Raw genomic sequence first — 23,817 nt, forward strand, 5'->3', positions numbered from 1 at the left:
CCCTCCGCCCGCACCCGCCGCACTGCCCGGCGCCGCAGGCTGGGCGCCGCCGGCGTGCTGATGGCCCCCTTCTTCCTGCTGCTGACCACCGTCTTCCTGATCCCCGTCGGCACCGCCGCCTACCTCAGCTTCTACAGCGACGACCAGCCCGGCCTCGGCTTCGGCCCCGAACGCACCGTCTTCGTCGGACTGCGCAGCTACGCCGCCGTCCTCACCGACCCCACCTTCCTCGGCGGACTCGGCACCGTCGCCCTGTACTGCCTGATCTACCTGCCGCTCATGGTCGTCGGCGCGCTCCTGCTCGCCCTGCTGCTCGACTCCGGTGTGGCACGCCTGCGCGCCTTCGCCCAGCTCGGGCTGTTCCTGCCGCACGCCGTGCCCGGCATCATCGCCGCCCTGATCTGGCTGTACCTCTACACCCCCGGCATCAGCCCGGTCATCGACCTCTTCGCCCGCGCCGACGTCACCGTCGACTTCCTCGGCGTCCACACCGTCCTGCCGTCCATCGTCAACATCGCCCTGTGGAGCAACCTCGGCTACAACATGGTGGTCTTCTACGCCGCCCTCCAGGCCGTGCCCCGCGAGGTGATCGAGGCCGCTGTCGTCGACGGCGCCGGACCCGTGCGCACCGCGCTCCAGGTGAAGACGCCGCTGGTGCGGGCCTCCGTCGTGATGGTCGCCATGTTCACCCTCATCTGGGCGCTCCAGCTGTTCACCGAGCCGATGCTGCTCAGCCAGTCCTCCCCGATGATCAACTCCCGTTTCTCGCCCAGCATGTACATCTACGACGCGGCCTTCACCCGCAACAACTACAGCCTCGCCGCGGCCGCCTCGGTGATCCTCCTGCTGTGCACCGTCGCCCTCTCCTACGGCGTCACCCGCCTCACCAGCCGCGACTCCGCCGCCGAGGAGGCCCGATGAGCGCCACCGGCTCCACCCTGCCGCGCCCCCGCCTGCTCGGCCGGGCCACCGTCAACGCCGTCGTCGCGATCTCCGTCCTCTACACCCTGCTGCCCGTGCTGTGGCTGGTGCTCGCCGCGTCCAAGAACCGCGACGCCCTCTTCGGCAGCGACCTGCTCTCCCTGGACGGCTTCTCCTTCGGCCGGAACCTGACCGACCTGTTCGCCATGGACGGCGGCCTGTACGGACGCTGGTACGTCAACAGCCTGCTGTACGCGGTGCTCGGCGCCGCCGTCGGCGCGCTGGTGAGCGTCGCCTGCGGCTACGCCTTCGACAAGTACCGCTTCCGGCACAAGGAGAAGCTGTTCGGGCTGGTCCTCGCCGCCGTGATGGTGCCGCAGACCGTGCTCGCCCTGCCGCTGTACCTGATGGCCTCCGAGGCCGGCCTGGTCAACACCTTCTGGGCGGTGTTCGTCCCGGTCCTGTTCAACCCGTTCGGCGTCTACCTCGGCCGCGTCTTCAGCCAGGGCTACGTCCCCGACGAGGTCCTGGAGGCCGCCCGCATCGACGGCGCCGGCGAACTCACCATGTACGCCCGGGTCGCGCTGCGGATGCTCGGGCCCGGCCTGGTGACCGTCTTCCTGTTCCAGCTCACCGCCATCTGGAACAACTTCTTCCTGCCCATGGTGATGCTCTCCGACCAGGACCTGTATCCCGTCAGCCTCGGTCTGTACACGTGGAACAGCTCCGCGTCGGTGTCACCCGAGTACTACCCGGTGGTCATCATGGGATCGCTGCTGGCCGTGGTGCCGCTGATCCTGGCCTTCGTCCTGCTCCAGCGCTTCTGGCGCAGCGGTCTGACCGCCGGCGCCGTGAAGTGAACGCCCACGCAAGGAGTCACCGCACCGCATGACCGAGCCCACGCCCGGCCCCCGTCCCCGCGCCGCCCTCGCCATGTCCCCGGACGTCGCCGCGGCCGTCCTCGACCCCGAGTCGCGCGCCGCCCTCGACGCCCTGTGCGACCTCGCCCCGACGGTGCTGGAGGACCTCACCACCCCCGCCGCCCGCGCCGTGCTCGCCGACCGCGAGCTGCTGATCACCGGCTGGGGCTGCCCGCCCCTGGACGACGACGTGCTGCTGGCGGCGCCCCGGCTGAGGGCCGTCGTGCACACCGCCGGCAGCGTCCGCGGCCATGTCACCGACGCCTGCTGGGACCGCGGCGTCGAGGTGTCCTCCGCCGCCGCGGCCAACGCCCTGCCGGTCGCCGAGTACACCCTCGCCATGATCCTCCTGACCGGCAAACAGGTGCTGGAGAGCGCCCGCGCGTACCGCGCCGCCCGCACCCGCGCGGACTGGCTGCGCACCCCCCGCACGGTCGGCAACCACCGCCGCACCGTCGGCATCCTCTCCGCGTCCCTCATCGGCCGCCGCGTGATCGAGCTGCTCCGCCCGCACGACATCGACGTCCTGCTGCACGACCCGTACGTCGACGAGGCCGAGGCGGCCCGGCTCGGCGTCCGCCCGGTCGGACTCGCGGAGCTGTTCCGGCTCGGCGACACCGTCAGCGTCCACACCCCGCTGCTGCCCGAGACCCGCGGGCTGGTCTCCCGTGAACTGGTCGACTCCATGCGGCCCGGCGCCGTGCTCATCAACACCGCGCGCGGCGCCGTCCTCGACCAGGACGCGCTCACCGACGCCGCCCTGGCCGGCCGCGTCCGCGCCGTGCTCGACGTGACCGACCCCGAAGTCCTGCCGCCCGACCACCCCCTGTGGGACTGCGAGCACGTCCTGATCACCCCGCACCTCGCCGGCTCGCAGGGCAACGAATGGCGCCGGCTCGCCGACACCGCCGTCTCCGAGGTCGCCCGCTGGGTCTCCGGAGAGGGCTTCCTGCACCCCGTCCGACGCGAAAGGCTGGCCTTCCTCGCATGAGCATCCCGTTCGACCTGCCCGCCGACGACCACACCCTGAGCCCCCGCACCGGCTACACCCGCCCCCACTGGGAGGCGGTGGCGGACGGGCTGCTCACGGCCGCCTGGCGCCGGGCCACCCCCGGCGGCGCCCTGCTGCACCTGCCCGGCCGCCCCTCCCGGTCGGGAGTGCGCTCCGACGGCCTCGAGGGCTACGCCAGGACGTTCCTCGCCGCCGCCTTCCGCGTCGCGGGCGCCCACGGCGACGACCCCCACCACCTGCTGGAGCGGTACGCCGACGGGCTCGCCGCCGGCACCCGCACCCCCGGCCGCGACGACACCGAGTCCTGGCCCGAGATCCTCGACGTCGACGTCCAGGGCCAGCCCATGGTCGAGTCCGCGTCCGTCGCCCTCGGCCTGCGCCTCACCGCGCCCTGGCTGTGGGAGAAACTCGACCCGGCCGTGCAGGACCGCGCCGAGGCGTGGCTGCGGGGCGCGCTCAGGCACACCCCCGCCCCGAACAACTGGTACCTCTTCCCGTACACCGTCGCCGGGTTCCTCGACTCCGTGGGCCGGGGCGACGCCGAGACCGCCGCCGCGCGGGAGCGGGCGCGGGACCTGCTGGAGAGCTGGTACCGCGGCGACGGCTGGTACGCCGACGGCGACGGACGCGCCTTCGACCACTACAACGGCTGGGCCCTCCACCTGTACCCGGTCCTCGACGCCCACCTCGCCGGTGACGCCGACGCCCTCGCCCACCACGGCGGCCGCCTCCGCGCCCATCTCGACGGCCTGTCTTTGATGTTCGGCGCGGACGGCGCCCCGCTGCACTTCGGCCGCTCGCTGACGTACCGCTTCGCCGCCTCCGCCGCCGTCTCGCTGGGTGCGGTCACCGGCCACACCCCGCTGACGCCGGGCGCCTCGCGACGCATCGCGAGCGGCGCCCTGCGCCACTTCCTCGACCGGGGCGCGCTCACCTCCGAAGGACTGCTGTCCCTCGGCTGGTACGGCCCGCACGAGGCGAGCCTCCAGGAGTACTCCGGTCCCGCGTCGCCGTACTGGGCGTCGAAGGCGTTCGTCGCGCTGCTCGCGCCCGCGGACCACGCCCTGTGGACGGACACCGAGGAGCCCGCCCCGGTGGAGGAGGCCGACCGGGTGCTGTCCCTGCCCGGACCCGGCCTGCTCCTCCAGGCCACCCGCGCCGACGGCACCGTACGGCTGCACAACCACGGCAGCGACCATGTACGGCCGCACGAGGGCGAGTCGGCAGCCGACGACCCGCACTACGGCCGCCTGGCCTACTCCACCCGCACCGGACCCACCGCGCGGGCGAACGCGGCCGACAACCACCTGTCGGTGGAGGTGAACGGCCGGGCGAGTGTGCGCCGCCGCATCCACCCTTTGGGTGCGGGGCACGGCGACGGCTGGGGCTGGGCCGCCTCGTGGCACCGGCCCGTGTTCGTCGCGGGCCCGCCGATGGTGCCGGGTCTGAGGGCCGAGAGCGTCACGGTCGCGCTCGGCAGCCTGGAACTGCGTGTGCACCGCGTGGTGGGGGCGCCGCCCGGATCGCGGGTCACCCTCACCGGCTGGGCCACCGGACCCGAGGAGCCGACGGTCTCCGCCCTGCACGGCCTGTACGGCTGGGACGACCCGGCCCCGGAGCCGGTCCCCGCACCGCAGGGCACCGCCTGGACCCCCTGGGCCCGCGTGCCCCGCCTGACCGGCGGCTGCGGGGGCACCACCGTGCATGTCGCCCTGGCGTGCCTCACCACCGGCCCGGACGCCCCGCCGCTGGAGCGGGCGGTGACCGACGTGCGCGTGGACGGCGGGACCGTGGAGCTGACCTGGACGCGGGACGGCTCCCGCACCCGTGTCTCGTTCGAGCCGCCGGAGGTGCGGCACACGCGTCCCTGAACGCGGCCCGCCGGACTCAGGACCGGGCGTCCGCCGCGGACTCCGGGGCCGGCGCGCCGCCTTCGGGCGCGGTGTAGAACACCGAGGTGCCCTGCTTGCTGCGCTGGGCCTGGTTGCGTGCGACGAGGCCCTCCAGGGTGGAGCGGATCACCGTGACCTTGACGGTGCGTCCGGGATGCGCCTGGTCCAGCGCCGCCGCGATCTCCGCCGCCGAGCGCGGCTCCTTCTGCTCGGCCAGGTGACCGCGGACCAGGTCGACGAGCTTCGGCGCGTCGCCCCGGTCCGGCTGGGCCGCCTTCGCCGGCGCCTTGCGCGGGGCCTTCGCCGCCGACGCCTTTTCCGCCGACGCCTTCCCCGCGGACTCGGACGCGGAGGTGGCCGGCTTGCGCGCGGCCTTGGCGCCGGCGGCCATCGCCGGGCCGCCGGGCTTCGACGCGCCCGCCGTCTTCGTGGAGGACGCGGGCCTGCTCTTGGCCGCGCCCCCGGCGGTCACCTTCTTCCGCTCCCGCTTCGGCTTCCGCGCACCGGACCTGACGCCGCCACGGCTGCGCGGCGCGGGCACGGTCGCGCGACCGGACACTGAGGTCTCCTCCGAGGTCTCGGTGACGGCGGGGGGTTCGCCGACCGTTGCCGCCTCAGTGGCTCCGGCGTCCCCGGCTTCCTCGGTGACGTCCGCGGTGGAGGCGCCCTCGGTGTCGTCCGCGGCCACGGCGGGCGCCGCCGCGAGCTCCAGCGCCTGCTGCATCTTCACCAGCAGGGCGCGGTCGCGCCGCAGCGCGGCCAACTGCCCCTGCAACTCGGCGATCTCCGCGCCGACCCGCTCCTGCTCCTTGGCGTTGCGCTCGAGGTCGTTCGCGACCTGGGCGACGTACTGCGAGGTGAGATCGGTGGCGACGGTCGAGTGGTCGGACATGTGGGTGTCCTTTCGTCGTGTGGTCTGCCGGTGGCCAGTCATGGTACGGCCGGGCGGGGTTGACCGTTTCTCCTCCGCGGACTCCCGAGAGGTGCGCGGTTGACGCCCGTGAGGCGCGAGATGCCCCCGTTCTCTTCCGGATGCCGTGTCCACGCCATTGACAAGTGATGCGCGAGCCGGAAACTTCAAAGCGAGAGCCGCAAGAAATGAACGACGTCCCGCAAATATCGCATCAGGCGTCGGCAATCCACGGCAGGGGCATCGGGCTGCCCGGGTGGCCGTACGCCCCCGACACCCGCCGTGGAACGAGGACTTCATGAGACGCACGCGTTTCGGCCTGCGTACGATCACCGGCCTGCTCCTGGCCGGCCTGGTCGCCGCCGGTCTCTCACCCGGTACGGCCGGAGCCGCCGCGCAGGCGGTCCGCGGACCCGACCTGGCGCTCGGCAGAAGCGTCACGGCCACCGGGTCCCATCCCGAGTACCCCGCGACCCACCTGACCGACGGCAGCCAACTCACTTATTGGGAGGGCCCCTTGGGCTCCTTCCCGCAGTCCGTGCGGGTCGACCTGGGCGGCGCCGTCCGGGTCGACGAGGTCGTGCTGAAGCTGCCGGCCGCCTGGGAGGCACGCACCCAGACCCTCGCCGTGGAGGGCAGCACCGACGGCTCGTCGTTCACCGCGCTGTCCGCCTCGGCCGCCCACCGCTTCGATCCCGACCGGGCCAACACCGTCACGCTCACCTTCCCGGCGCGCGACGTACGCCACCTGAAGGTCCGCGTCACCGCCAACACCGGCTGGAACGCCGCCCAGCTGTCCGCGATCGAGGTGTACGGCGCGGACGGGGGAGGGGAACCGGAGCAGCCACCGGCCGACGGGACCGATCTGGCGCGCGGCAAACCGGTCGAGGCGTCCTCCACGATTCACTCCTTCGTGGCGGCCAACGCCAACGACGGGCGGCTCGACACCTACTGGGAGTCGGCCGGTCACCCCGCCACCCTGACCGTGCACCTCGGCGCCGAGGCCGACCTCACCGCCGTCGTCGTCAAGCTGAACCCGGACGCGGCGTGGGAACGGCGCACCCAGAGCATCGAGATCCTCGGACGCGACAGCTCGTCCGGCACGTACACCACGCTGAAGGCCCGCGCCGACCACACCTTCGACCCGGCCGGCAACGGCAACACCGTCACCGTCCCGGTCACCGGACGCGTCGCCGACGTGCAGCTGAGGTTCGGTCACAACTCGGCCGGTTACGGCGCCCAGGTCGCCGAGCTGGAGGTACGGGGCACGGCCGCGCCCAACCCCGACCTGACCGTCACCACCCTCGACTGGACCCCCGCCGCCCCCACCGAGACCGACCCCGTCACCGTCCGCGCCACCATGCGCAACGCCGGCACCGCGCCGTCCGCCGCGACCACCCTGGACGTCAGCCTGGAGGGCGCCGTCGTGGGCAGCGCCCCCGTCGGCGCGCTCGAACCGGGCGCCTCCGCCACCGTGTCCGTGAACGCGGGCACACGAGCCCGGGGCAGTTACACCGTGTCCGCCGTGGCCGACCCCACCGACACCGTCCCCGAGCTGGACGAGACCAACAACAGCCGGACCGCCTCCGACCGGCTGACCGTCGCCCAGTCCCCGGGGCCGGACCTGGAGGTCACCGCGATCCGCACCAGCCCGGCCACGCCCGCCGCCGGCGCGCCGGTGTCGTTCACCGTCTCCGTGCACAACCGGGGCACCTCACCCGCCGCCGGCTCGGTCACCCGGCTCACCGTGGCCGGACGCACCCTCGACGGAACCACCGGCGCGATCGCCGCCGGCGCCACCGCCGAGGTCGCGCTCACCGGCACCTGGACCGCCACCGAGGGCCCCGCCGTCCTCACCGCCACCGCGGACGCCACCGGCACGGTCGCCGAGACCGACGAGGACAACAACGTCCTCACCCGCTCCCTCGTCGTCGGCCGCGGCGCCGCCGTCCCGTACACCGAGTACGAGGCGGAGGACGGCGCCTACCGGGGCACCCTGCTCACCGCCGACGCGCAACGCACCTTCGGGCACACCAACTTCGGCACCGAGTCCTCCGGCCGCAGCTCCGTCCGGTTCGACTCCACCGGCCAGTACGTGGAGTTCACCTCGGTCAACGCGGCCAACTCGATCGTCGTGCGCAACTCCATCCCCGACGCCCCGGGCGGCGGCGGCACCGAGGCCACCCTCAGCCTCTACGCCGACGGCACGTTCGTGCGCAAGCTCGGACTCAGCTCCAAGCACAGCTGGCTGTACGGCAGGACCGACGACCCGGAGGGACTCACCAACACCCCCCAGGCGGACGCGCGCCGCCTGTTCGACGAGTCCCACGCGCTGCTCGACGGCAGCTACCCGGCGGGCACCGTGTTCCGGCTCCAGCGCGACGCCGACGACACCGCCGCCTTCTACGTCGTCGACCTGATCGACCTGGAGCAGGTGGCCCCGCCCGCCGAGCGGCCCGCCGGGTGCGTCTCCGTCACCGAGTACGGCGCCGTCCCCAACGACGGCATCGACGACACGGCCGCCATCCAGCGGGCGGTCACCGCCGACCAGCGCGGCGAGATCGGCTGCGTGTGGATCCCGGCCGGGCAGTGGCGCCAGGAGCAGAAGATCCTCACCGACGACCCGCTGGACCGCGGCCAGTTCAACCAGGTCGGGATCCGCGACGTCACCGTGCGGGGCGCCGGCATGTGGCACTCCCAGCTCTACACCCTGACGCCCCCGCACCAGGCGGGCGGCATCAACCACCCGCACGAGGGCAACTTCGGCTTCGACATCGACGACAACACCGCGATCTCCGACCTCGCCATCTTCGGCTCCGGCACCATCCGGGGCGGCGACGGGGGCGCCGAGGGCGGCGTCGGCCTCAACGGGCGCTTCGGCAAGAACACCCGGATCAGCAACGTGTGGATCGAGCACGCCAACGTCGGCGTCTGGGCCGGCCGCGACTACTCCAACATCCCCGAGCTGTGGAACCCGGCCGACGGACTGGAGTTCACCGGCATGCGGATCCGCAACACCTACGCGGACGGCATCAACCTCACCAACGGCAGCCACGACTCCACCGTCCAGAACTCCTCGTTCCGCAACACCGGCGACGACGCCCTCGCCGTGTGGTCCAGCAAGTACGTCAAGAACCCCGCGACCGACATCGGCCACGACAATCACTTCCGCAACAACACCGTCCAACTGCCCTGGCGCGCCAACGGCATCGCGGTCTACGGCGGGTACGGCAACACGATCGAGAACAACCTCGTGTACGACACCATGAACTACCCGGGCATCATGCTGGCCACCGACCACGACCCCACGCCGTTCTCCGGCCAGACCCTGATCGCCGGCAACGGGCTGTACCGCACCGGCGGCGCCTTCTGGAACGAGGACCAGGAGTTCGGCGCCATCACCCTGTTCGCCCAGGGCCCCGACATCCCCGGCGTGGTCATCCGCGACACCGACATCCACGACTCGACGTACGACGGCATCCAGTTCAAGACCGGCGGCGGCGCCATGCCGGACGTGCGGATCTCGGACGTGACCATCAGCAGGTCCAACAACGGCTCCGGCATCCTCGCCATGAGCGGGGCCCGGGGCAGCGCCACCCTGACGAACGTCACCATCACCGGATCGGCGGAAGGCGACGTACGCATCGAACCCGGCTCCACCTTCGTCGTCAACCGGTAGGCGTTCACACGCCGATTGCTCCGTCCGGCGGGCCCGCACCCCACGCGAGGGTGCGGGCCCGTCACCCGTACGGGCCCTTGCCGGAAGGCGCCCCGCTGCGGGCGGCGCCGGTCGCGGGCGGCGCAGACGGGGGACTTCGCGCAGACGCGCGCGGGGAGCCGAGGCGATCGCGGGGAGACGAAGTCACGCTGAGTCCATGGCTTCATCGACCGACCGCCCGGACCGCGCGCCCCGCGCCGGGTCCGGCGCCGCCCGGCGGCCGTCCGCCGGACCCGTCCGCCTCCGTACCGGGGTGTGGCTGCGGGCCGTCGTCCTCCTCGTCCTTGCCGCCCTCGCCGCCTTCGCCGGGTGCGGGACGGGCAGCGGCACCGGCGCCCGGGACGACCCCGCCGCCACCGGCGGCACCGCGCGCGAGCACCCGTCCGCGACCGCCCCGGCGGCCGGCGCACCCGGAGCGACCGGCACCGCGCAGGGCCGTCCGGCCACCGAGGCGCCCGCCGCGATCCCCGGCCTCGGCCCCCGCACCCGCGCCTGGATCCCGGCCACCGCCCGCCAGGTGGTCGTGGTCACCGGACGCGACCGGGACGCCAACCGCTCCCAGGCGGTGCTGTACCGGCACACCGGGACCGGCTGGGAGGCCGGCCCGGTCTGGCCCGCCCGCAACGCGCTGCGCGGCTGGACCGACGACCACTGGGCCGGCGACCTGCGCTCACCCATCGGGGTCTACACCCTCACCGACGCCGGCGGACTGCTCCCCGACCCCGGCACCCGGCTGCCCTACGACCGGTCGGACGGCTTCGCCGTCAGCGGCACCGGATTCGAGGGCGAGCCCCTGGAGGGGTCCTTCGACTACGTCGTCGCCATCGACTACAACCGCGTACCCGGCACCTCCCCGCTGGACCTGACCCGGCCGCTGGGCGCCGACCGGGGCGGCGGCATCTGGCTGCACGTCGACCACGACGGCCCCACCCAGGGCTGCGTGAGCCTGAGCGAGCAGCACATGCGGGACCTGCTGCGCGCCCTCGACCCCGCGCTGCACCCGGTGGTCGTCATGGGCGACGCCGCCTCCCTGCGCGAGTGACCGCCGCCCCGGCACGTCACGGCGCGATGCCGACCCCGGGGACGCGGCTCCACGCCTGCTCCTGCGCGGCCGACATCGCCGGCCAGGACGTGCCGCCCGGGCGGGGCCGCACCCGCGACGCGTACGGCGCCGGGCGGAACCCGGGGTCGTAGAAGCAGCCGGTGCCGTACACCTCGTCGAACGCGGGGCAGGACGCGGCGACCGAACGCGGCGTGGGCCGCTGCCCGGTGCGCGCCCAGCGGTCCAGCGCCGCGAGCGACGTGGCGTACTCGGCGTCGCTCAGCGCGGAGTGCTCGTGCTCGCCGGTGAACGTCTGCACCAGCCACCGGTCGCGGCCCGCGCCCCGCAGCGTGTCGCGGTAGGCCGCCTCGTGCTCGACGAACGCGGTCGGGTCGTCCGTGGCGTGCAGGGTCAGCACCGGGATCGCCACCCGCCCGGTGAGGTCGCTGTCGTACGACAGGTCGCGCACCGCCGCCGGATCGGCGGAGAACCGCTCCACGCCCGCGTTGAGCGCCTTGTCGTCGTGCGAACCGGAGTACCGCACCCCGCGGTTCGAGAACGGGTTACGGCCGTCCAGCCGCTCGTGCACGATGTCCCGGAACGTGAACACCGAGAAACGCAGGTGCGACTCCAGCGTCCGCTCCGGGATCCCGGTGACGTTCAGGATGTCGTCCAGGTTGCGCTGCTGGAGGGCGGTGCGCTCCCCGGGCGACGACGCGTACCCGGTGCACTCCTGGAGCCGGGCGCGCAGCCCCGCCGAGGTCAGCGTCGAGCCGCGGCGCAGCCCTTGCCACAGCGGGTACTGCGGCTCCTCGGGCCGGGGCAGGTTGGCGCAGTAGTACTGGTAGACCACGCGCAGGTCGACGCGGTAGTCGTAGCCGCGCGAACCGCCGCCCAGCACGCCGTTGGTGAGCAGCGCCCCGTCGTACGGCCCGCCCTTGCCGGCGTAGGTCTCGACGACCTTGGCGGCCACGTCGCCGCCCCACGACTGGCCGTGCACGTACGTCCGCCCCGGCTCGCCGAACTTCTCGACGAAGAGCCGCCGGACGTTCTCGGTGTCCGCCGCGGCCATCCGGGTGCCGTAGCCGCCCCTGCGGTACGACGACCCGGCCCACGCGTAGCCCTGGTCCACCATCACCCGCCAGCGCCCCAGGTCCTCGACGCTGCGCGCCGGGTCCGAGGCGTCGCCCAGGTCGGGGCCGCCGTGGGCGTGCACGACGAGCCCGCCGTTCCACCGCTCGGGTACCGCGATGGCGTAGTGGGCGCCGTTCGCGTCCGTGCCGGTCCAGCAGGAGGCGCCGGCCGGCAGTCCGGCGGGACAGCCGGCCGGCCGGGGCCCGGTGTCCTGGGCCTGCGCGGCCGGAGCCGGGGCGAGGGCGCCGGCCAGCGTCCCGGCGAGCAGCAGGCCCGCCACCCGCCGGCGGGAACGCGGCGGGCGGGGGGAGCGGGGGAGACGGAGGGCAGGACGGAATCTGTTCACGGTGCGGCTCCTGGTTCGGCGGCGCGTTGCTGCGCACGGGCGGCGATGCTAGGAACGCCGGCCGCCGAGGACCACGGGCGGAGCGGTTGCGTTCATACTGTTCTGCCGCGACGCACCCGCGGGCGCCGCCGGTTCGCCTCCGTCGTTCAGCTCTCGTCGCGGCTTTCCTCCCGCTGCGGCCGTACCCGCGGGGCGGGTTCGCCCGCCGTCAGATGCTCCAGCACCTGCACCAGTTCCCGGCACGCCTGCTCCACCGAGCGCCGGGTGTGGTGCTGCTCGGTGATCACCGCCGACAGCAGAAGGGCCGTCAGGGCCGCCGCCGCGTTGAAGGCATGCAGGTTGATCATGATCTCCGTGTCCGGCAGATCATCGAAGGGACCCCTCCGCCCGGTCGCCGCCCCGGTGGCCAGGACGGAGGCGAACAGGGCGCACAGGATGCTGCCGGGCAGCTCGAACCGCAGGGCCGCCCAGATCAGCAGCGGGTAGACGGAGAAGAGCAGACTGCCCGGGGTGTAGGTGGCGAACGGCACCAGGGCGGCTGTGACGACGGCCAGGGCCACCCCTTCCTTCCAGCGGAACCAGTGGACGGGGGAGCGCACCCGGGGCAGCACCAGCAGCACCGGGGCGATGAGCAGCACCCCCATCGCGTCACCCACCCACCAGGGCAGCCACACCGACCAGAAGCGGCCGGCCGGCACGTCGCCGGAGAGGACGAGCAGCCCGGCGCCGATCGTGGAGCTGACCAGCATGGCGGCGAAGCCGCCGAGGAACACGAGGCTCAGACAGTCCCGTAATCGGGCGAGGTCGGTGCGGAACCCGGCCGCCCGGAGCAGCAGGTACGCGCACAGGGGCGCCGCGGTGTTGCCGAACACCGTGCCCGGCGAGACGGGTTGCAGCGAGGTGAGGTGGGCGACCACCAGCAGGGCGCCCAGGGCGATGCCCGGCCAGACGCGCGGCCCGAGCAGCAGCAGGGACGCGACGGCGATGCCGGTCGGCGGCCAGATGGGCGACACCACCGAGCCGTTCATCCGCAGTTCGTACAGCAGCCCGAGCCGGCCCCCGGCGTAGTAGCAGGCGGCGACGGCCAGCGCCTGAAGCACGACGAGGGCCGGTGCACGGAGATCCTGGCGAGCCACCACACCTGCCATCAGACACCGAGGCGGCCCCGACGGCGAGGTGAGAGGCGCGGCGCTGTCGGCCCTATGGCTGACCGGCCGGCTCGTCGTGCCCGATCACCAGGACCGCCGCGTCGTCGTCATGTCCCACCTCGGTCGCCCCCTTGATCAGGGCGGCGGCGAGCGCGTCCACGTCCATCCGCGCGACCGCCGCGACGCCCGCGAGCCGCGCCACCTGGTCCATCCCCTCGTCCAAGTGCATCGACGGGCCCTCCACCACCCCGTCGGTGACCATCACGAACACCCCGCCGGAGTCCAGCCGGTACCGCGTCACCGGGAAATCCGCCCCGGACTGCACGCCCAGCGGCGGACCGCCCTCGTCCTCCGTCAGGCCGGAGCGGCCGTCGGCCGTGGCCCACACGCACGGCAGATGACCGGCGCGGGCACTCTCCAGCAGCCGGGTCTCCGGGTCCAGCCGCAGGAAGGTGCAGGTCGCGAACAGGTCCCCGCCCAGCGTCATCAGCAGTTCGTTCGTCCGCGCGAGGAGTTCGCCCGGGTCGCTGTCCACGGAGGCGAGCGCGCGCAGTCCGACCCGCACCTGCCCCATGAAGGCGGCCGCCTCGATGTTGTGTCCCTGCACGTCGCCGATCGACAGCCCGATCCGGCCGTCGGGCATGGTGAAGGCGTCGTACCAGTCACCGCCCACGTTGAGCCCCTGGTTGGCGGGCACGTACCGCACCGCCAGCCGTACACCGTCGGCCTCGGGCAGTCCCCTCGGCAGCATCCCGCGTTGCAGGGCGACGGCCAGCTCCACCCGGGAGCGCTGCACCTCCGCCGCCGCACGCGCCTGGGCCGTCAGCGTCCCGAGCCTGGTCAGCAGCTCGTCGCCGTGGTCCTGGGGGCCGGTGCGGGACATGGATCACTCACTCGGGCGGGGACACTCCGGGCCGCCCCCGGCGGGGACGAACCGCAGGAAAGCCGCACTCACCGAGATGATAGGCAGATCGCGTTTGGCCGGGCCAGTCGGTGTAAAGGCATGGCCGCATGGAACAGCGGGAGATCATGCAGCGGTGCGTCGGCATCCTCACGGAGGCCCTGGAGATGCGCCGCCGCCTGCGCGCCGACCCGGACGCCGACGTGACCGCCGACAGCGCCGTGGCCGGGCTCCTCGAGGACATGCTGCCGCGCATCCCGCTCCCGGCCGACGCCGGCGCCCGCGAGGTGGCGGAGATCGTCACCGAGAAGCTCGGCCCGGCGATCGTGCAGATCACCTCCGCGCTCACCTTCGCGTTCGTCCAGCTCGCCGAGATCCACGACGAGGGCCGCACCGACGTCTCGTCCGCCGACGTCCTGCGCTCCATCTCGCTGCACTACGAGCGCGGTACGTCCTGACCTGCGGCCAACCGCCGTGTGACGGGTGGTGGTTGAGACACGGGTGAGTGGGAAGGGTTGACCCCGAACCAAGACCGACAACGATGTCACCTCTTGGACGGAGGCCCCCGTGCCCAGACCGTCGCGCATGTCGCCAGGCATACCGCGCCCGACGCTCCTTCCCGCCCTGCTCGTCCTGCTGCTCTCCGCCGCGCTCGCCCTCACCACGCTCACCGTGCCCGCGCGGGCCGCCGCTCCCGGCGGCGCCTGGACCGTGCGTGAGCCCGGCGCGCCACGGGACGGCGTCACGGCCGTCGTCCGCCTCGATCCCGCGGACGGCACCCTCACCCTGACCGCCCGCAAGGGCGCCGTCACGGTGCTCGAACCGGCGCCCCTCGGCATCGTCACCTCCGCCGCCGACCTCACCTCGGGTCTGCGCGCGGAGTCCCGGCACACGCGCCAGGTGACCGAGCGGTACTCCATGACCACCGGCAAACAGCTCCGCCGCACCGCGCGCATGACGGAGACCCGGTTCACCTTCACCGGCCGGGACGGCGCCCGGCTCGGCCTGGTGGTCCGGGTCGCGGACGACGGCGTCGCCTACCGCTACGTCCTGCCCGGCTCCGGCACGGTCACCGTCGAGCGGGAGGCGTCCGCGTTCCGGCCGCCCGCCGACGCGCGGGCCTGGCTCACGCCGTACTCGGTCAACTACGAGCGCCTGTACGCCCCGGCCACCGCGGCGGGCGCGGCCCCCGGCGCCTACGCCTACCCGGCGCTGTTCCGGACCGGCGACACCTACACGCTGCTCACCGAGTCGGACGTGGACGGCCGTTACGACGCGAGCCGGCTGGTCCACGAGGGCGACGGGCGCTACACCGTGCGCCTGGCCGACCCGGCGGTGACGTCCGAGGGCCCGCTGGCCACACCCTGGCGCACGGCCGTCGTCGGCGACCTCGCCACCGTCACCGAGTCCACCCTCGTCGACGACCTCGCCCCCGCCTCGCGCATCGCCGACATGTCCTGGATCCGGCCCGGCAAGGTCGCCTGGTCCTGGCTGGACGGCTTCGGCCCCGCCCAGCGCGACCTCGCCGCCCAGCAGCGCTTCGTCGACCTGGCCGCGGCCCACGGCTGGCCGTACACCCTGGTCGACGACGGCTGGAAGACCACCGACTGGATGCCCGAGCTGATCGCGTACGCCCGGGAGCGGGGCGTCGACGTCCTGCTGTGGGTGCACTACACCGACCTCGACACGGCGGCCGAGCGCGCCGAGTTCCTGCCCCGCGTCAAGGAGTGGGGCGCGGCCGGACTGAAGATCGACTTCATGGACTCCGACTCCCAGGAGCGCTTCCGCTGGTACGACGACATCCTCGAGGACACCGCCCGGTACCGGCTGCTGGTCAACTTCCACGGCGCGACCCTCCCCAAGGGCGTCCAGCGGACCTGGCCGCACGTGATGAGCCTGGAGGCGGTGTACGGCGCCGAGCAGGGCAACGTGCCCGCGCCGGCGCTGACGGCGCTGCCGTACACGCGCAACGTGGCCGGCTCGATGGACTACACGCCGATGGGCTTCCAGTTCGGCACCCGTACCGTCTCCGACGCGGCCGAACTGGCGCTGTCGGTGGTGTTCGAGTCCGGCTTCCAGAACTTCGCCGGATCCCTCGCCGCCTACCGCGAGCGCCCGGAGCTGGCCCGGTTCCTGGAGCAGGTGCCGACGGTGTGGGACGAGACGCGGCTGCTGTCCGGGCGGCCGGGCGAGAGCGCGACGTTCGCCCGGCGCCACGGCGACCGGTGGTTCCTGGGCTCCGTCCACGCCGGTGCGGCGGCGACGGAGCGGGTGCCGCTGGACTTCCTGGGCGGCGGGCGCTGGCTGGCGGAGGTCGTGCGGGACGGCGAGGACGGCGCTCTGCTGCGCGAACGGCACGTCGTCACCCGCCGGGACGCCCTCACGGTGCCGACGGCCGAACGCGGCGGTTTCGCCGGGCAGTTCTGCCGGGCCACGCCCGGACGCGACACCTGCGACGAGCCGGTGACCCGGCTGCCGCTGACCGCGCTCACCACCGATCCGGCGCGCGCGGAGGCGGAGCCCGGCGGCACCGCCGCCGTCACCGGCCGGTTCGCCGTGGAGACGTCCGGGCCGGCCACCGACGTCCGTCTCACGCTCGACGTCCCCGACGGATGGACCGTCGACGGCGACGCCCCCACGGCCGCCGAACTCCCCACGGGCCGGGCCCTGTCGGGCGACTGGACCGTGCGGGTGCCGTCCGGGGTGCGCCCCGGCGGCTACGACCTGACCGTGCGCGCCGAGTACCGCGCACCGGACCGGCCGGGTGCCGGGGTGCTCGAAGTGGAGCGCCCGGTGCGGGTGTTCGTGCCGGAGCCGGGCGTCACCTACGTGAGCGACCTGCCGTTCACCTCCGCGAGCAACGGGTGGGGGCCGGTGGAACGGGACGGGTCCAACGGCGAGACCGACCCCGGCGACGGGGGCCCGCTCACACTGGCGGGCACCGTGTACGACAAGGGCCTCGGGATGCACGCGGCCGGTGAGGTGGTCGTCGAACTCGACGGCGGACACCGGCGGTTCACGGCCGAGGTCGGCGTCGACGACGAGGTGGGCGTTAAGGGCTCCGTGGCCTTCGAAGTCCTCGGCGACGGCCGGAGCCTGCTCACCACCGGCGTGCTCGACGGCTCCGACCCGGCCTTCTCCCTCGACGTGGACGTCACCGGCGTACGGCAGTTGACCCTGCGCGTGCTGGACGGCGGGGACGGGGTGGACTCCGACCACGCCGACTGGGCGGACGCGCGGCTCGTGCCGTAGCGGCGACCGGGCAGGGGTCCACGGGCGCGGCGCCCGTGGACCCCGCCTTCCCGCACCGGCGTGCGCGGGCCCTTGACGCCGTACGCGCGAGTGGCGATGCTCCCCGAGGGGGTTGCAGAGGTCATGACAAGGTCGGTCGTGGCCGCTCCGTCGACGGAGGGACCCGCCGATGACCACCTCTCGCGCCGGACGCCACGCCGGCATCGTGACGCTGCTCCTCCTCGTCCTGGCCGCCGCGCTCACGCCGACGTCCAGCTCCGCGGCCGGCGGCGGCTGGTGGGACCCGGTCGCCCGGCCCGCGCCGGACTCGCGCATCGGAGTCACCGGCGAGCCGTTCCGGGGCACCGACTCCGCGGGCAGGGTGCGCGGGTTCGTCGACGCGCACGACCACATCATGGCCAACGAGGCCTTCGGCGGCCGGCTCATCTGCGGCAGGCCGTTCTCCGCGAAGGGGGTCGCCGACGCGCTCAAGGACTGCCCCGAGCACTATCCCGACGGCTCCCTCGCCGTCTTCGACTTCCTCACCAACGGCGGCGACGGCCGCCACGACCCGGTCGGCTGGCCCACCTTCGCCGACTGGCCCGCGCACGACTCGCTCACCCACCAGCAGAACTACTACGCCTGGATCGAGCGCGCCTGGCGCGCCGGCCAGCGCGTGCTGGTCAACGACCTGGTCACCAACGGCGTGATCTGCTCGGTGTACTTCTTCAAGGACCGTAGCTGCGACGAGATGACCTCCATCCGGCTCCAGGCCCGCCTCACCTACGAGATGCAGGATTACGTCGACGCCATGTACGGCGGGCCGGGAAAGGGATGGTTCCGGATCGTCGCCGACAGCGCGCAGGCGCGTGAGGTGATCGAGCAGGGCAAACTGGCCGTCGTCCTGGGCGTCGAGACCTCGGAGCCCTTCGGCTGCAAGCAGATCCTGGACGTCGCTCAGTGCGACCGGGACGACATCGACGCGGGCCTCGACGAGCTGTACGACCTGGGCGTGCGCAGCATGTTCCTGTGCCACAAGTTCGACAACGCGCTGTGCGGCGTGCGCTTCGACTCCGGGGTGCTCGGCACGGCCGTCAACGTCGGGCAGTTCCTGTCCACCGGCACCTTCTGGCGCACCGAGCCGTGCACCGGCCCGCAGCACGACAACCCCGTCGGCCTCGCCTCCGCCCCCGCCGCCGAGCGGCGCCTGCCCGCGGGCGTGGAGGTCCCCTCCTACGACGCGGACGCCCGGTGCAACGTGCGCGGGCTGACCGAACTGGGCGAGTACGCCGTGCGCGGGATGATGAAGCGCCACATGATGCTCGAGATCGACCACATGAGCGTCAAGACCGCCGGCCGGGTCCTCGACCTGTTCGACTCCGCGTCCTACCCGGGCGTCCTGTCCTCGCACAGCTGGATGGACCTCGACTGGACCGAACGCGTCTACCGGCTCGGCGGGTTCACCGCCCAGTACATGAACGGCTCCGAGCAGTTCGTCGCCGAGGCCGGACGCACCGAGGCGCTGCGCGACCGGTACGGCGTCGGCTACGGCTTCGGCACCGACATGAACGGCGTCGGCGGCTGGCCCGCCCCGCGCGGCGCCGACGCGCCCAACCCCGTCACCTACCCCTTCCGTAGCGTCGACGGCGGCTCCGTCCTCGACCGGCAGACCACCGGGCGGCGCACCTGGGACCTGAACACCGACGGGGCCGCGCACTACGGTCTCGTGCCCGACTGGATCGAGGACATCCGGCGCGTCGGCGGACAGCACGTCGTGGACGACCTCTTCCGCGGCGCCGAGTCCTACCTCACCACCTGGGGCGCGACCGAAGCGCACCGCCCGGCGGCGAACCTCGCCCGGGGCGCCCACGCCACGGCCTCCTCCGCCGAGTGGAACCCGGTCACCAGCTACGCGCCCGCCCGGGCCGTCGACGGGGACCGGGGCACCCGCTGGGCCAGCGACCGGAGCGACGGCCAGTGGCTGCGCCTCGACCTCGGCGCCGTCCACCGGATCGGCCGCGTCACCCTCGACTGGGAACGGGCCTACGCGACGTCCTACCGCGTGGACGTGTCCGCCGACGGCACGAACTGGCGCACCGTCCGGTCCACCACGGATGGCGACGGCGGGCTGGACACGGCCGTGTTCCCGCCGGCCGAGGCACGGCACGTGCGCGTCGTCGGCCTGACCCGCGGCACCCGGTACGGCTACTCGCTGCACGAGGTCGGCGTCCACGCGCGCTGACCCGCGTCAGCCTCCCGCCGCCGCCCCGTCCAGGAGTGCCCGCACCGCGTCCGACGCCGCCTCCCGGTCCGCCGGGACCAGGCCGATGCGGGTGCGGCGGTCCAGGACGTCCTCCGCGTCCAGCGCGCCCTCGTGCCGCACCGCCCACAGCACCTCCGCGCCGGTGACCGGATACCCGGGCAGCACCGGCTCGGCGAGGCGGGGGTCCCGCTCGGCCAGGGCCAGCACCGCCGGCGCCTCGGTGCCGTGGCGGCACACCAGGCGGCGCGGCACGGGCAGCCCGGCGAGGACGTGCGGCGCCGCCGCGCCCACCAGGGGCAGCGACGCCGTGCGGGACGGTCCGGCGGCCAGACCCCGGAGCCGTACGGCCGCGTCGACCGCGTCCTCCGCCATGCGCCGGTAGGTGGTCAGCTTGCCGCCCACCACCGTCACGACGCCGTCCGGCGAGGTCAGCACGGCGTGCCGCCGGGAGATGTCGGCGGTCCGGGGCGGGGCGTCCGCGTGCTCGGGCGTGGTGTCCAGCAGGGGCCGCAGCCCGGCGAACGCGCCCACCACGTCGTCGCGGCGCACCGGCACGTGCAGGACCGAGCAGAGGACGTCCAGGAGGAAGCCGATGTCCGTCTCCGGCGGCTCGGTGACGTCGGGGATGTCGCCGTCCACGGGCTCGTCCGTGAGCCCGACGTACACCCGGCCGTCGTCCTGGGGGAGGACCAGCACGAAGCGGCTGGTCTCGCCGGGCACGGGGATGTGCAGTCCCGCCGTCAGCGGGCCGAGGCTCTCCGGGCGCAGCACCAGGTGCGTGCCGCGGGAGGGGCGGATACGGACCCCGTCGACGAGGCCGCCCGCCCACACCCCGGCGGCGTTGACCACCGCGCGGGCGCGGATCTCGCCCTCCTCGCCGGTGAGTTCGTCACGGACCCGGGCGCCAGCGGCGGTCAGCTCCAGCGCCCGGACCCGGGTGAGGACCCGCGCGCCGCGCCCGGCGGCCGTACGGGCCAGGGCGGTCACCAGCCGGGCGTCGTCGGTGAGCCGGCCGTCCCACGACAGCAGCCCGCCGCGCAGCCCCGCCGGCCGCAGCGCGGGCGCGAGACGGCGGGTCTCCACCGCGGACAGCCGGCGCGGCGCCGGGAGCGTGGCCCGCGCCGTGCGCGCGGCCAGGCGCAGCGTGTCCCCGGCGTGGAACCCGGCCCGCGCCAGAGCGGCCTGCCCGCGCGACACCAGCGGCGTCAACGGCAGGACGAACGGCTGGGCGTGGACCAGATGCGGCGCCGTGCGCTCCATCAGGATCCCGCGCTCCACCGCGCTCTCGTGGGCGACGTCGAGCCGCCCGGAGGCCAGGTAGCGCAGCCCGCCGTGGACCAGCTTGCTGCTGAAGCGGGAGGTGCCGAACGCCAGGTCGTGGGCGTCGACCGCCGCCACCCGCAGTCCGCGCGCCGCGGCGTCCAGGGCGACGCCCGCGCCGGTCACGCCGAGGCCGACGACCAGCACGTCCACGGCGGAGGTCGCCGCGTCGGCCAGGTCGCGGGCGCGCCGGGCGGCGGACAGGGACGAGCCGCTGAGGGGGGTCATGGCGTGAGGGTCCTCTCCAGGATGCCGCGCAGCTCGCCGAGGAACGCCTCGGCGGACAGCTCGGGGTCGTCCTCGTCGGTCATGGTCCGCAGGGACAGGGTGAAGGACTGCACGATCAACAGCACCGAGCGCGCCTGCCGTTCGACCGGCGCGCGGCGCACCGAGCCGTCGGCGTGCCCCTCGCGCAGCACGCCGGCCAGCAGCTCCAGGAGCGCCTCCTGGCTTGCGCCGCGGCGGTCCAGGACGTAGGGGAGGAGCAGTTCGGGGTCGACGTCGACAATCTTGCGGAAGAGCGGATGGGCGACGAAGTCCCGCACCGCGTCCACCAGTCCCTCGGTGAGCAGCCCGCGCGCGGTCACGTCCGGTCTGCGCTCGGGCATGGCCCCGGTGGCCACCGCGATCCACTCCCGGGTCATCAGATCGCCGACCAGCGACCGCACGTCGGGCCAGCGCCGGTACAGCGTCATGCGGGACACGCCGGCGCGGCGGGCCACGTCGGTGAGCGTGGTGCGGCGGACCCCGACGGCGAGCACGCAGTCGCGCACCGCGTCGAGCACCGCGTCGTTGTCCGAACCTGTCGAGCCGTTGTGACGAATAGGCGTCATGTGTCACAGTGTAACGCCAGGTGAGGCCGTCGGGCGACGGCATCGCTCTTTTCCGACCCGTCAGGACGGACGACCCATGAGGACGACAGACAGGGACATGCTCTGGAGCGGCTGGGGCGACCCCGAGCGGGCGGCCCCGCTGCCCGACGCGGTGACCGGGCTGCTGCGCGACCTGCTCGGCGTCAAGCCGCGCGGGGCGGCGACCGTCGCCCTCGAGGACCTCGCCGTCCCCGCGAGCCCGCTCACCCCCGACGCGCACCGCGCCCTGGCCGCCGCGCTCGGCGACGACGCCCATGTCCGCACCGACGCCGAGACCCGCGTCCGGCACACCCGCGGCAAGTCCACCCCCGACCTGCTGCGCATGCGCGACGGTGACCTGGCCGCCGCACTTCCCGCGGCCGTCTTGCTGCCCGCCACCCATGACGAGGTGCTGGCCGTGCTCCGGCTCTGCGCCGCACACGGCCTGGCCGCCGTCCCGTTCGGCGGCGGCACCTCCGTCGTCGGCGGACTCGCCCCCGAGACGCGTGGCCCCTTCGTCGCCCTCGACCTGCGGCGCATGAACCGCATGCTCGACCTCGACCCGGTCTCCCGCACCGCCACCCTCCAGCCCGGCCTGCGCGCCCCCCAGGCCGAGGCGCTCCTCGCCGCACACGGCTTCACCCTCGGCCACTTCCCGCAGTCCTACGAGTGGGCCACCATCGGCGGCTTCGCCGCCACCCGCTCCAGCGGGCAGGCCTCCGCCGGCTACGGCCGCTTCGACGAAATGGTCCTCGCCCTCACCCTCGCCACCCCCGAGGGCACCCTCGACACCGGCCGCGCCCCGCGCTCCGCCGCCGGACCCGACCTGCGCCAGCTCCTCCTCGGCTCGGAGGGCGCGTTCGGCGTCATCACCTCCGTGACCGTGCGCGTCCGGCCGGTGCCGCAGACCCGCTCCTACGAAGGCTGGAGCTTCCCCAGCTTCGACGCGGGCGCCGCCGCCCTGCGCCGGCTCGCCCAGGACGGACCCCGGCCCACCGTGCTGCGCCTGTCCGACGAGACCGAGACCCTCGTCGGCCTGGCCAACCCCGAGGCGATCGGCTCCGGCGAGCTCAAGGCCGACGGCTGCACCGCCGTCGCCGGCTACGAGGGCACCGAGGAGGACACGGCGTACCGGCGCGAGCGCGCCGCCGCCGTCCTGCGGGAGTGCGGCGGCACACCCCTCGGCGAGGAGCCCGGCCGGCGCTGGGCCCACGGCCGCTACGCGGCGCCCTACCTGCGCGACGCCCTCCTCGACGCCGGCGCCTTCGCGGAGACCCTGGAGACGGCGACGTTCTGGTCCCGCCTCCCCGGGCTGTACGCCGCCGTCCGCGACGCGCTCACCGCCACCCTCACCGAGGCCGGCACCCCGCCGCTGGTCATGTGCCACATCTCCCACGTCTACGAGAACGGCGCCTCCCTGTACTTCACGGTGGTGTCCGCGCAGGGCGAGGACCCCGTGGCGCACTGGACGCGCGCGAAGCACGCCGCCAACGAGGCGATCCTCGCCGCGGGCGGCACCATCAGCCACCACCACGGCGTCGGCACCGACCACCGCGACTGGTACCTCCGCGAGGCGGGCCCCCTCGGCACGGAGGCGCTCCGCGCGGTGAAGCACCGACTGGACCCGCGGGGCGTACTCAACCCGGGCGTACTGGTGCCCGCCGAGTGAGGCCCGGCGGGCGGACGCGACGCCGGCGCCGGAACGGACCGTCCGACTCGGGTGCGGTGCCGGCCCGCCGGGGGCGGTACGCCGCTCCGCGGCCGGGGTGCCCGTCGCGGGCGGGTGCGCCGGACACCGGCTGCCGGTGTCGGTCCGGCGCCGGCATGGGCGTGTCGGGTGGAGCCGCGCCACCGGCGGTATCGCTCGCCCCCGGGGTGGGGTGCCGGCTGCCGGCGTCACCCGTCCGGTGGGCGGTACGTCGTTCCGCTGCGGGGGTGTCCGTCGCGGAACGGTACGGCGGTCACGGGCTTCGTGGCCCATGTCGGCCTGGCGCCGGCACGGGGGCGTCCCGGGAGGGCACTGTCACCGCGCCACCCGCCCGGGCGTATGCCGGCTGGCGTCCGCCGTCACGCCTGCCTCGGGATGCCGGCCTCCGGCCCCTCCCAGGCGGTGCCCCACCGTCCACACCAACCCCGGTCCGGGCCGCCGTGCCGCCCGCCCGCCACACCGTCCGTGCCGTCCGCACCCGTCTCGGCCCACCCCACCAC

Annotated in this window: 16 protein-coding genes; 10 read left to right on the forward strand and 6 right to left on the reverse strand. The window is 74.2% G+C overall.

Annotated elements, in window-relative coordinates:
- From CCN29_RS13000 to CCN29_RS13015, 4 genes are all read left to right on the forward strand, one after another.
- The coding region (locus CCN29_RS13000) for a carbohydrate ABC transporter permease (RefSeq protein ID WP_107481695.1) at positions 1–921 on the forward strand (921 nt) is incomplete at its 5' end.
- Entirely contained in the window at positions 918–1,781 is an 864-nt protein-coding gene (locus CCN29_RS13005; RefSeq protein ID WP_031019246.1) for a carbohydrate ABC transporter permease, read from the forward strand. The genes CCN29_RS13000 and CCN29_RS13005, both read left to right, overlap by 4 nt.
- A gap of 28 nt (positions 1,782–1,809) precedes the next feature.
- A complete protein-coding gene (locus tag CCN29_RS13010) occupies positions 1,810–2,832 on the forward strand; it encodes a hydroxyacid dehydrogenase (RefSeq protein ID WP_086681893.1) in 1,023 nt (340 codons plus the stop codon).
- Positions 2,829–4,724, forward strand: a complete 1,896-nt coding sequence (locus CCN29_RS13015) for a DUF2264 domain-containing protein (protein ID WP_086681896.1) — start codon at positions 2,829–2,831, stop codon at positions 4,722–4,724. The genes CCN29_RS13010 and CCN29_RS13015 overlap by 4 nt, the downstream gene beginning before the upstream one ends.
- Before the next feature lie 16 nt (positions 4,725–4,740).
- Here CCN29_RS13015 and CCN29_RS13020 read toward each other — a convergent pair whose 3' ends face one another.
- On the reverse strand, positions 4,741–5,637 hold the full coding sequence (locus CCN29_RS13020; protein WP_086681899.1) for a hypothetical protein: 897 nt from the start codon (positions 5,635–5,637) through the stop codon (positions 4,741–4,743).
- Between the two features lie 316 nt (positions 5,638–5,953).
- On the opposite strand from CCN29_RS13020, the gene CCN29_RS13025 reads away from it, so the two are divergent.
- Both CCN29_RS13025 and CCN29_RS13030 read left to right on the forward strand, forming a co-directional pair.
- Entirely contained in the window at positions 5,954–9,334 is a 3,381-nt protein-coding gene (locus tag CCN29_RS13025; protein WP_086681902.1) for a CARDB domain-containing protein, read from the forward strand.
- Between the two features lie 196 nt (positions 9,335–9,530).
- Positions 9,531–10,415, forward strand: a complete 885-nt coding sequence (locus CCN29_RS13030; protein ID WP_086681904.1) for a L,D-transpeptidase family protein — start codon at positions 9,531–9,533, stop codon at positions 10,413–10,415.
- Between the two features lie 16 nt (positions 10,416–10,431).
- Here CCN29_RS13030 and CCN29_RS13035 read toward each other — a convergent pair whose 3' ends face one another.
- From CCN29_RS13035 to CCN29_RS13045, 3 genes are all read right to left on the reverse strand, one after another.
- Complete coding sequence (locus CCN29_RS13035; protein ID WP_086681907.1) at positions 10,432–11,829, reverse strand: hypothetical protein; 1,398 nt, start codon at positions 11,827–11,829, stop codon at positions 10,432–10,434.
- A gap of 212 nt (positions 11,830–12,041) precedes the next feature.
- Entirely contained in the window at positions 12,042–13,034 is a 993-nt protein-coding gene (locus CCN29_RS13040; RefSeq protein WP_039986649.1) for an MASE1 domain-containing protein, read from the reverse strand.
- A gap of 61 nt (positions 13,035–13,095) precedes the next feature.
- Positions 13,096–13,926, reverse strand: a complete 831-nt coding sequence (locus CCN29_RS13045; RefSeq protein ID WP_006131127.1) for a PP2C family protein-serine/threonine phosphatase — start codon at positions 13,924–13,926, stop codon at positions 13,096–13,098.
- A gap of 128 nt (positions 13,927–14,054) precedes the next feature.
- Between CCN29_RS13045 and CCN29_RS13050 the strand changes: the two genes are divergently transcribed.
- The 3 genes from CCN29_RS13050 to CCN29_RS13060 all read left to right on the forward strand — a co-directional run bounded on the left by CCN29_RS13050 (position 14,055) and on the right by CCN29_RS13060 (position 19,417).
- Positions 14,055–14,402 carry a hypothetical protein gene (locus CCN29_RS13050; protein ID WP_006131126.1) on the forward strand — a complete coding sequence of 116 codons (348 nt, stop codon included), beginning with the start codon at positions 14,055–14,057 and terminating at the stop codon, positions 14,400–14,402.
- A gap of 127 nt (positions 14,403–14,529) precedes the next feature.
- Positions 14,530–17,196, forward strand: coding sequence for an NPCBM/NEW2 domain-containing protein (locus CCN29_RS13055; RefSeq protein ID WP_086681909.1), 2,667 nt, complete (start codon positions 14,530–14,532; stop codon positions 17,194–17,196).
- A 169-nt stretch (positions 17,197–17,365) separates the two neighbouring features.
- On the forward strand, positions 17,366–19,417 hold the full coding sequence (locus tag CCN29_RS13060; RefSeq protein WP_086681912.1) for a discoidin domain-containing protein: 2,052 nt from the start codon (positions 17,366–17,368) through the stop codon (positions 19,415–19,417).
- A gap of 6 nt (positions 19,418–19,423) precedes the next feature.
- On the opposite strand, the gene CCN29_RS13065 is transcribed toward CCN29_RS13060, so the two are convergent.
- On the reverse strand, positions 19,424–20,986 hold the full coding sequence (locus tag CCN29_RS13065; RefSeq protein WP_006131123.1) for a glycerol-3-phosphate dehydrogenase/oxidase: 1,563 nt from the start codon (positions 20,984–20,986) through the stop codon (positions 19,424–19,426).
- Positions 20,983–21,591, reverse strand: a complete 609-nt coding sequence (locus CCN29_RS13070; RefSeq protein ID WP_086681916.1) for a TetR/AcrR family transcriptional regulator — start codon at positions 21,589–21,591, stop codon at positions 20,983–20,985. Before CCN29_RS13070 ends, CCN29_RS13065 begins: the two co-directional genes overlap by 4 nt.
- 97 nt (positions 21,592–21,688) lie before the next feature.
- Here CCN29_RS13070 and CCN29_RS13075 point away from each other — a divergent pair, with 97 nt between their 5' ends.
- Positions 21,689–23,278 (forward strand): FAD-binding oxidoreductase, encoded by a 1,590-nt coding sequence (locus tag CCN29_RS13075; RefSeq protein WP_086681919.1) that lies wholly within the window; start codon positions 21,689–21,691, stop codon positions 23,276–23,278.
- Positions 23,279–23,817 lie beyond the last annotated feature (539 nt).

It is taken from the genome of Streptomyces pseudogriseolus (assembly GCA_002154585.1).
In the GTDB taxonomy this organism is placed as follows: Bacteria; Actinomycetota; Actinomycetes; order Streptomycetales; family Streptomycetaceae; genus Streptomyces; species Streptomyces pseudogriseolus.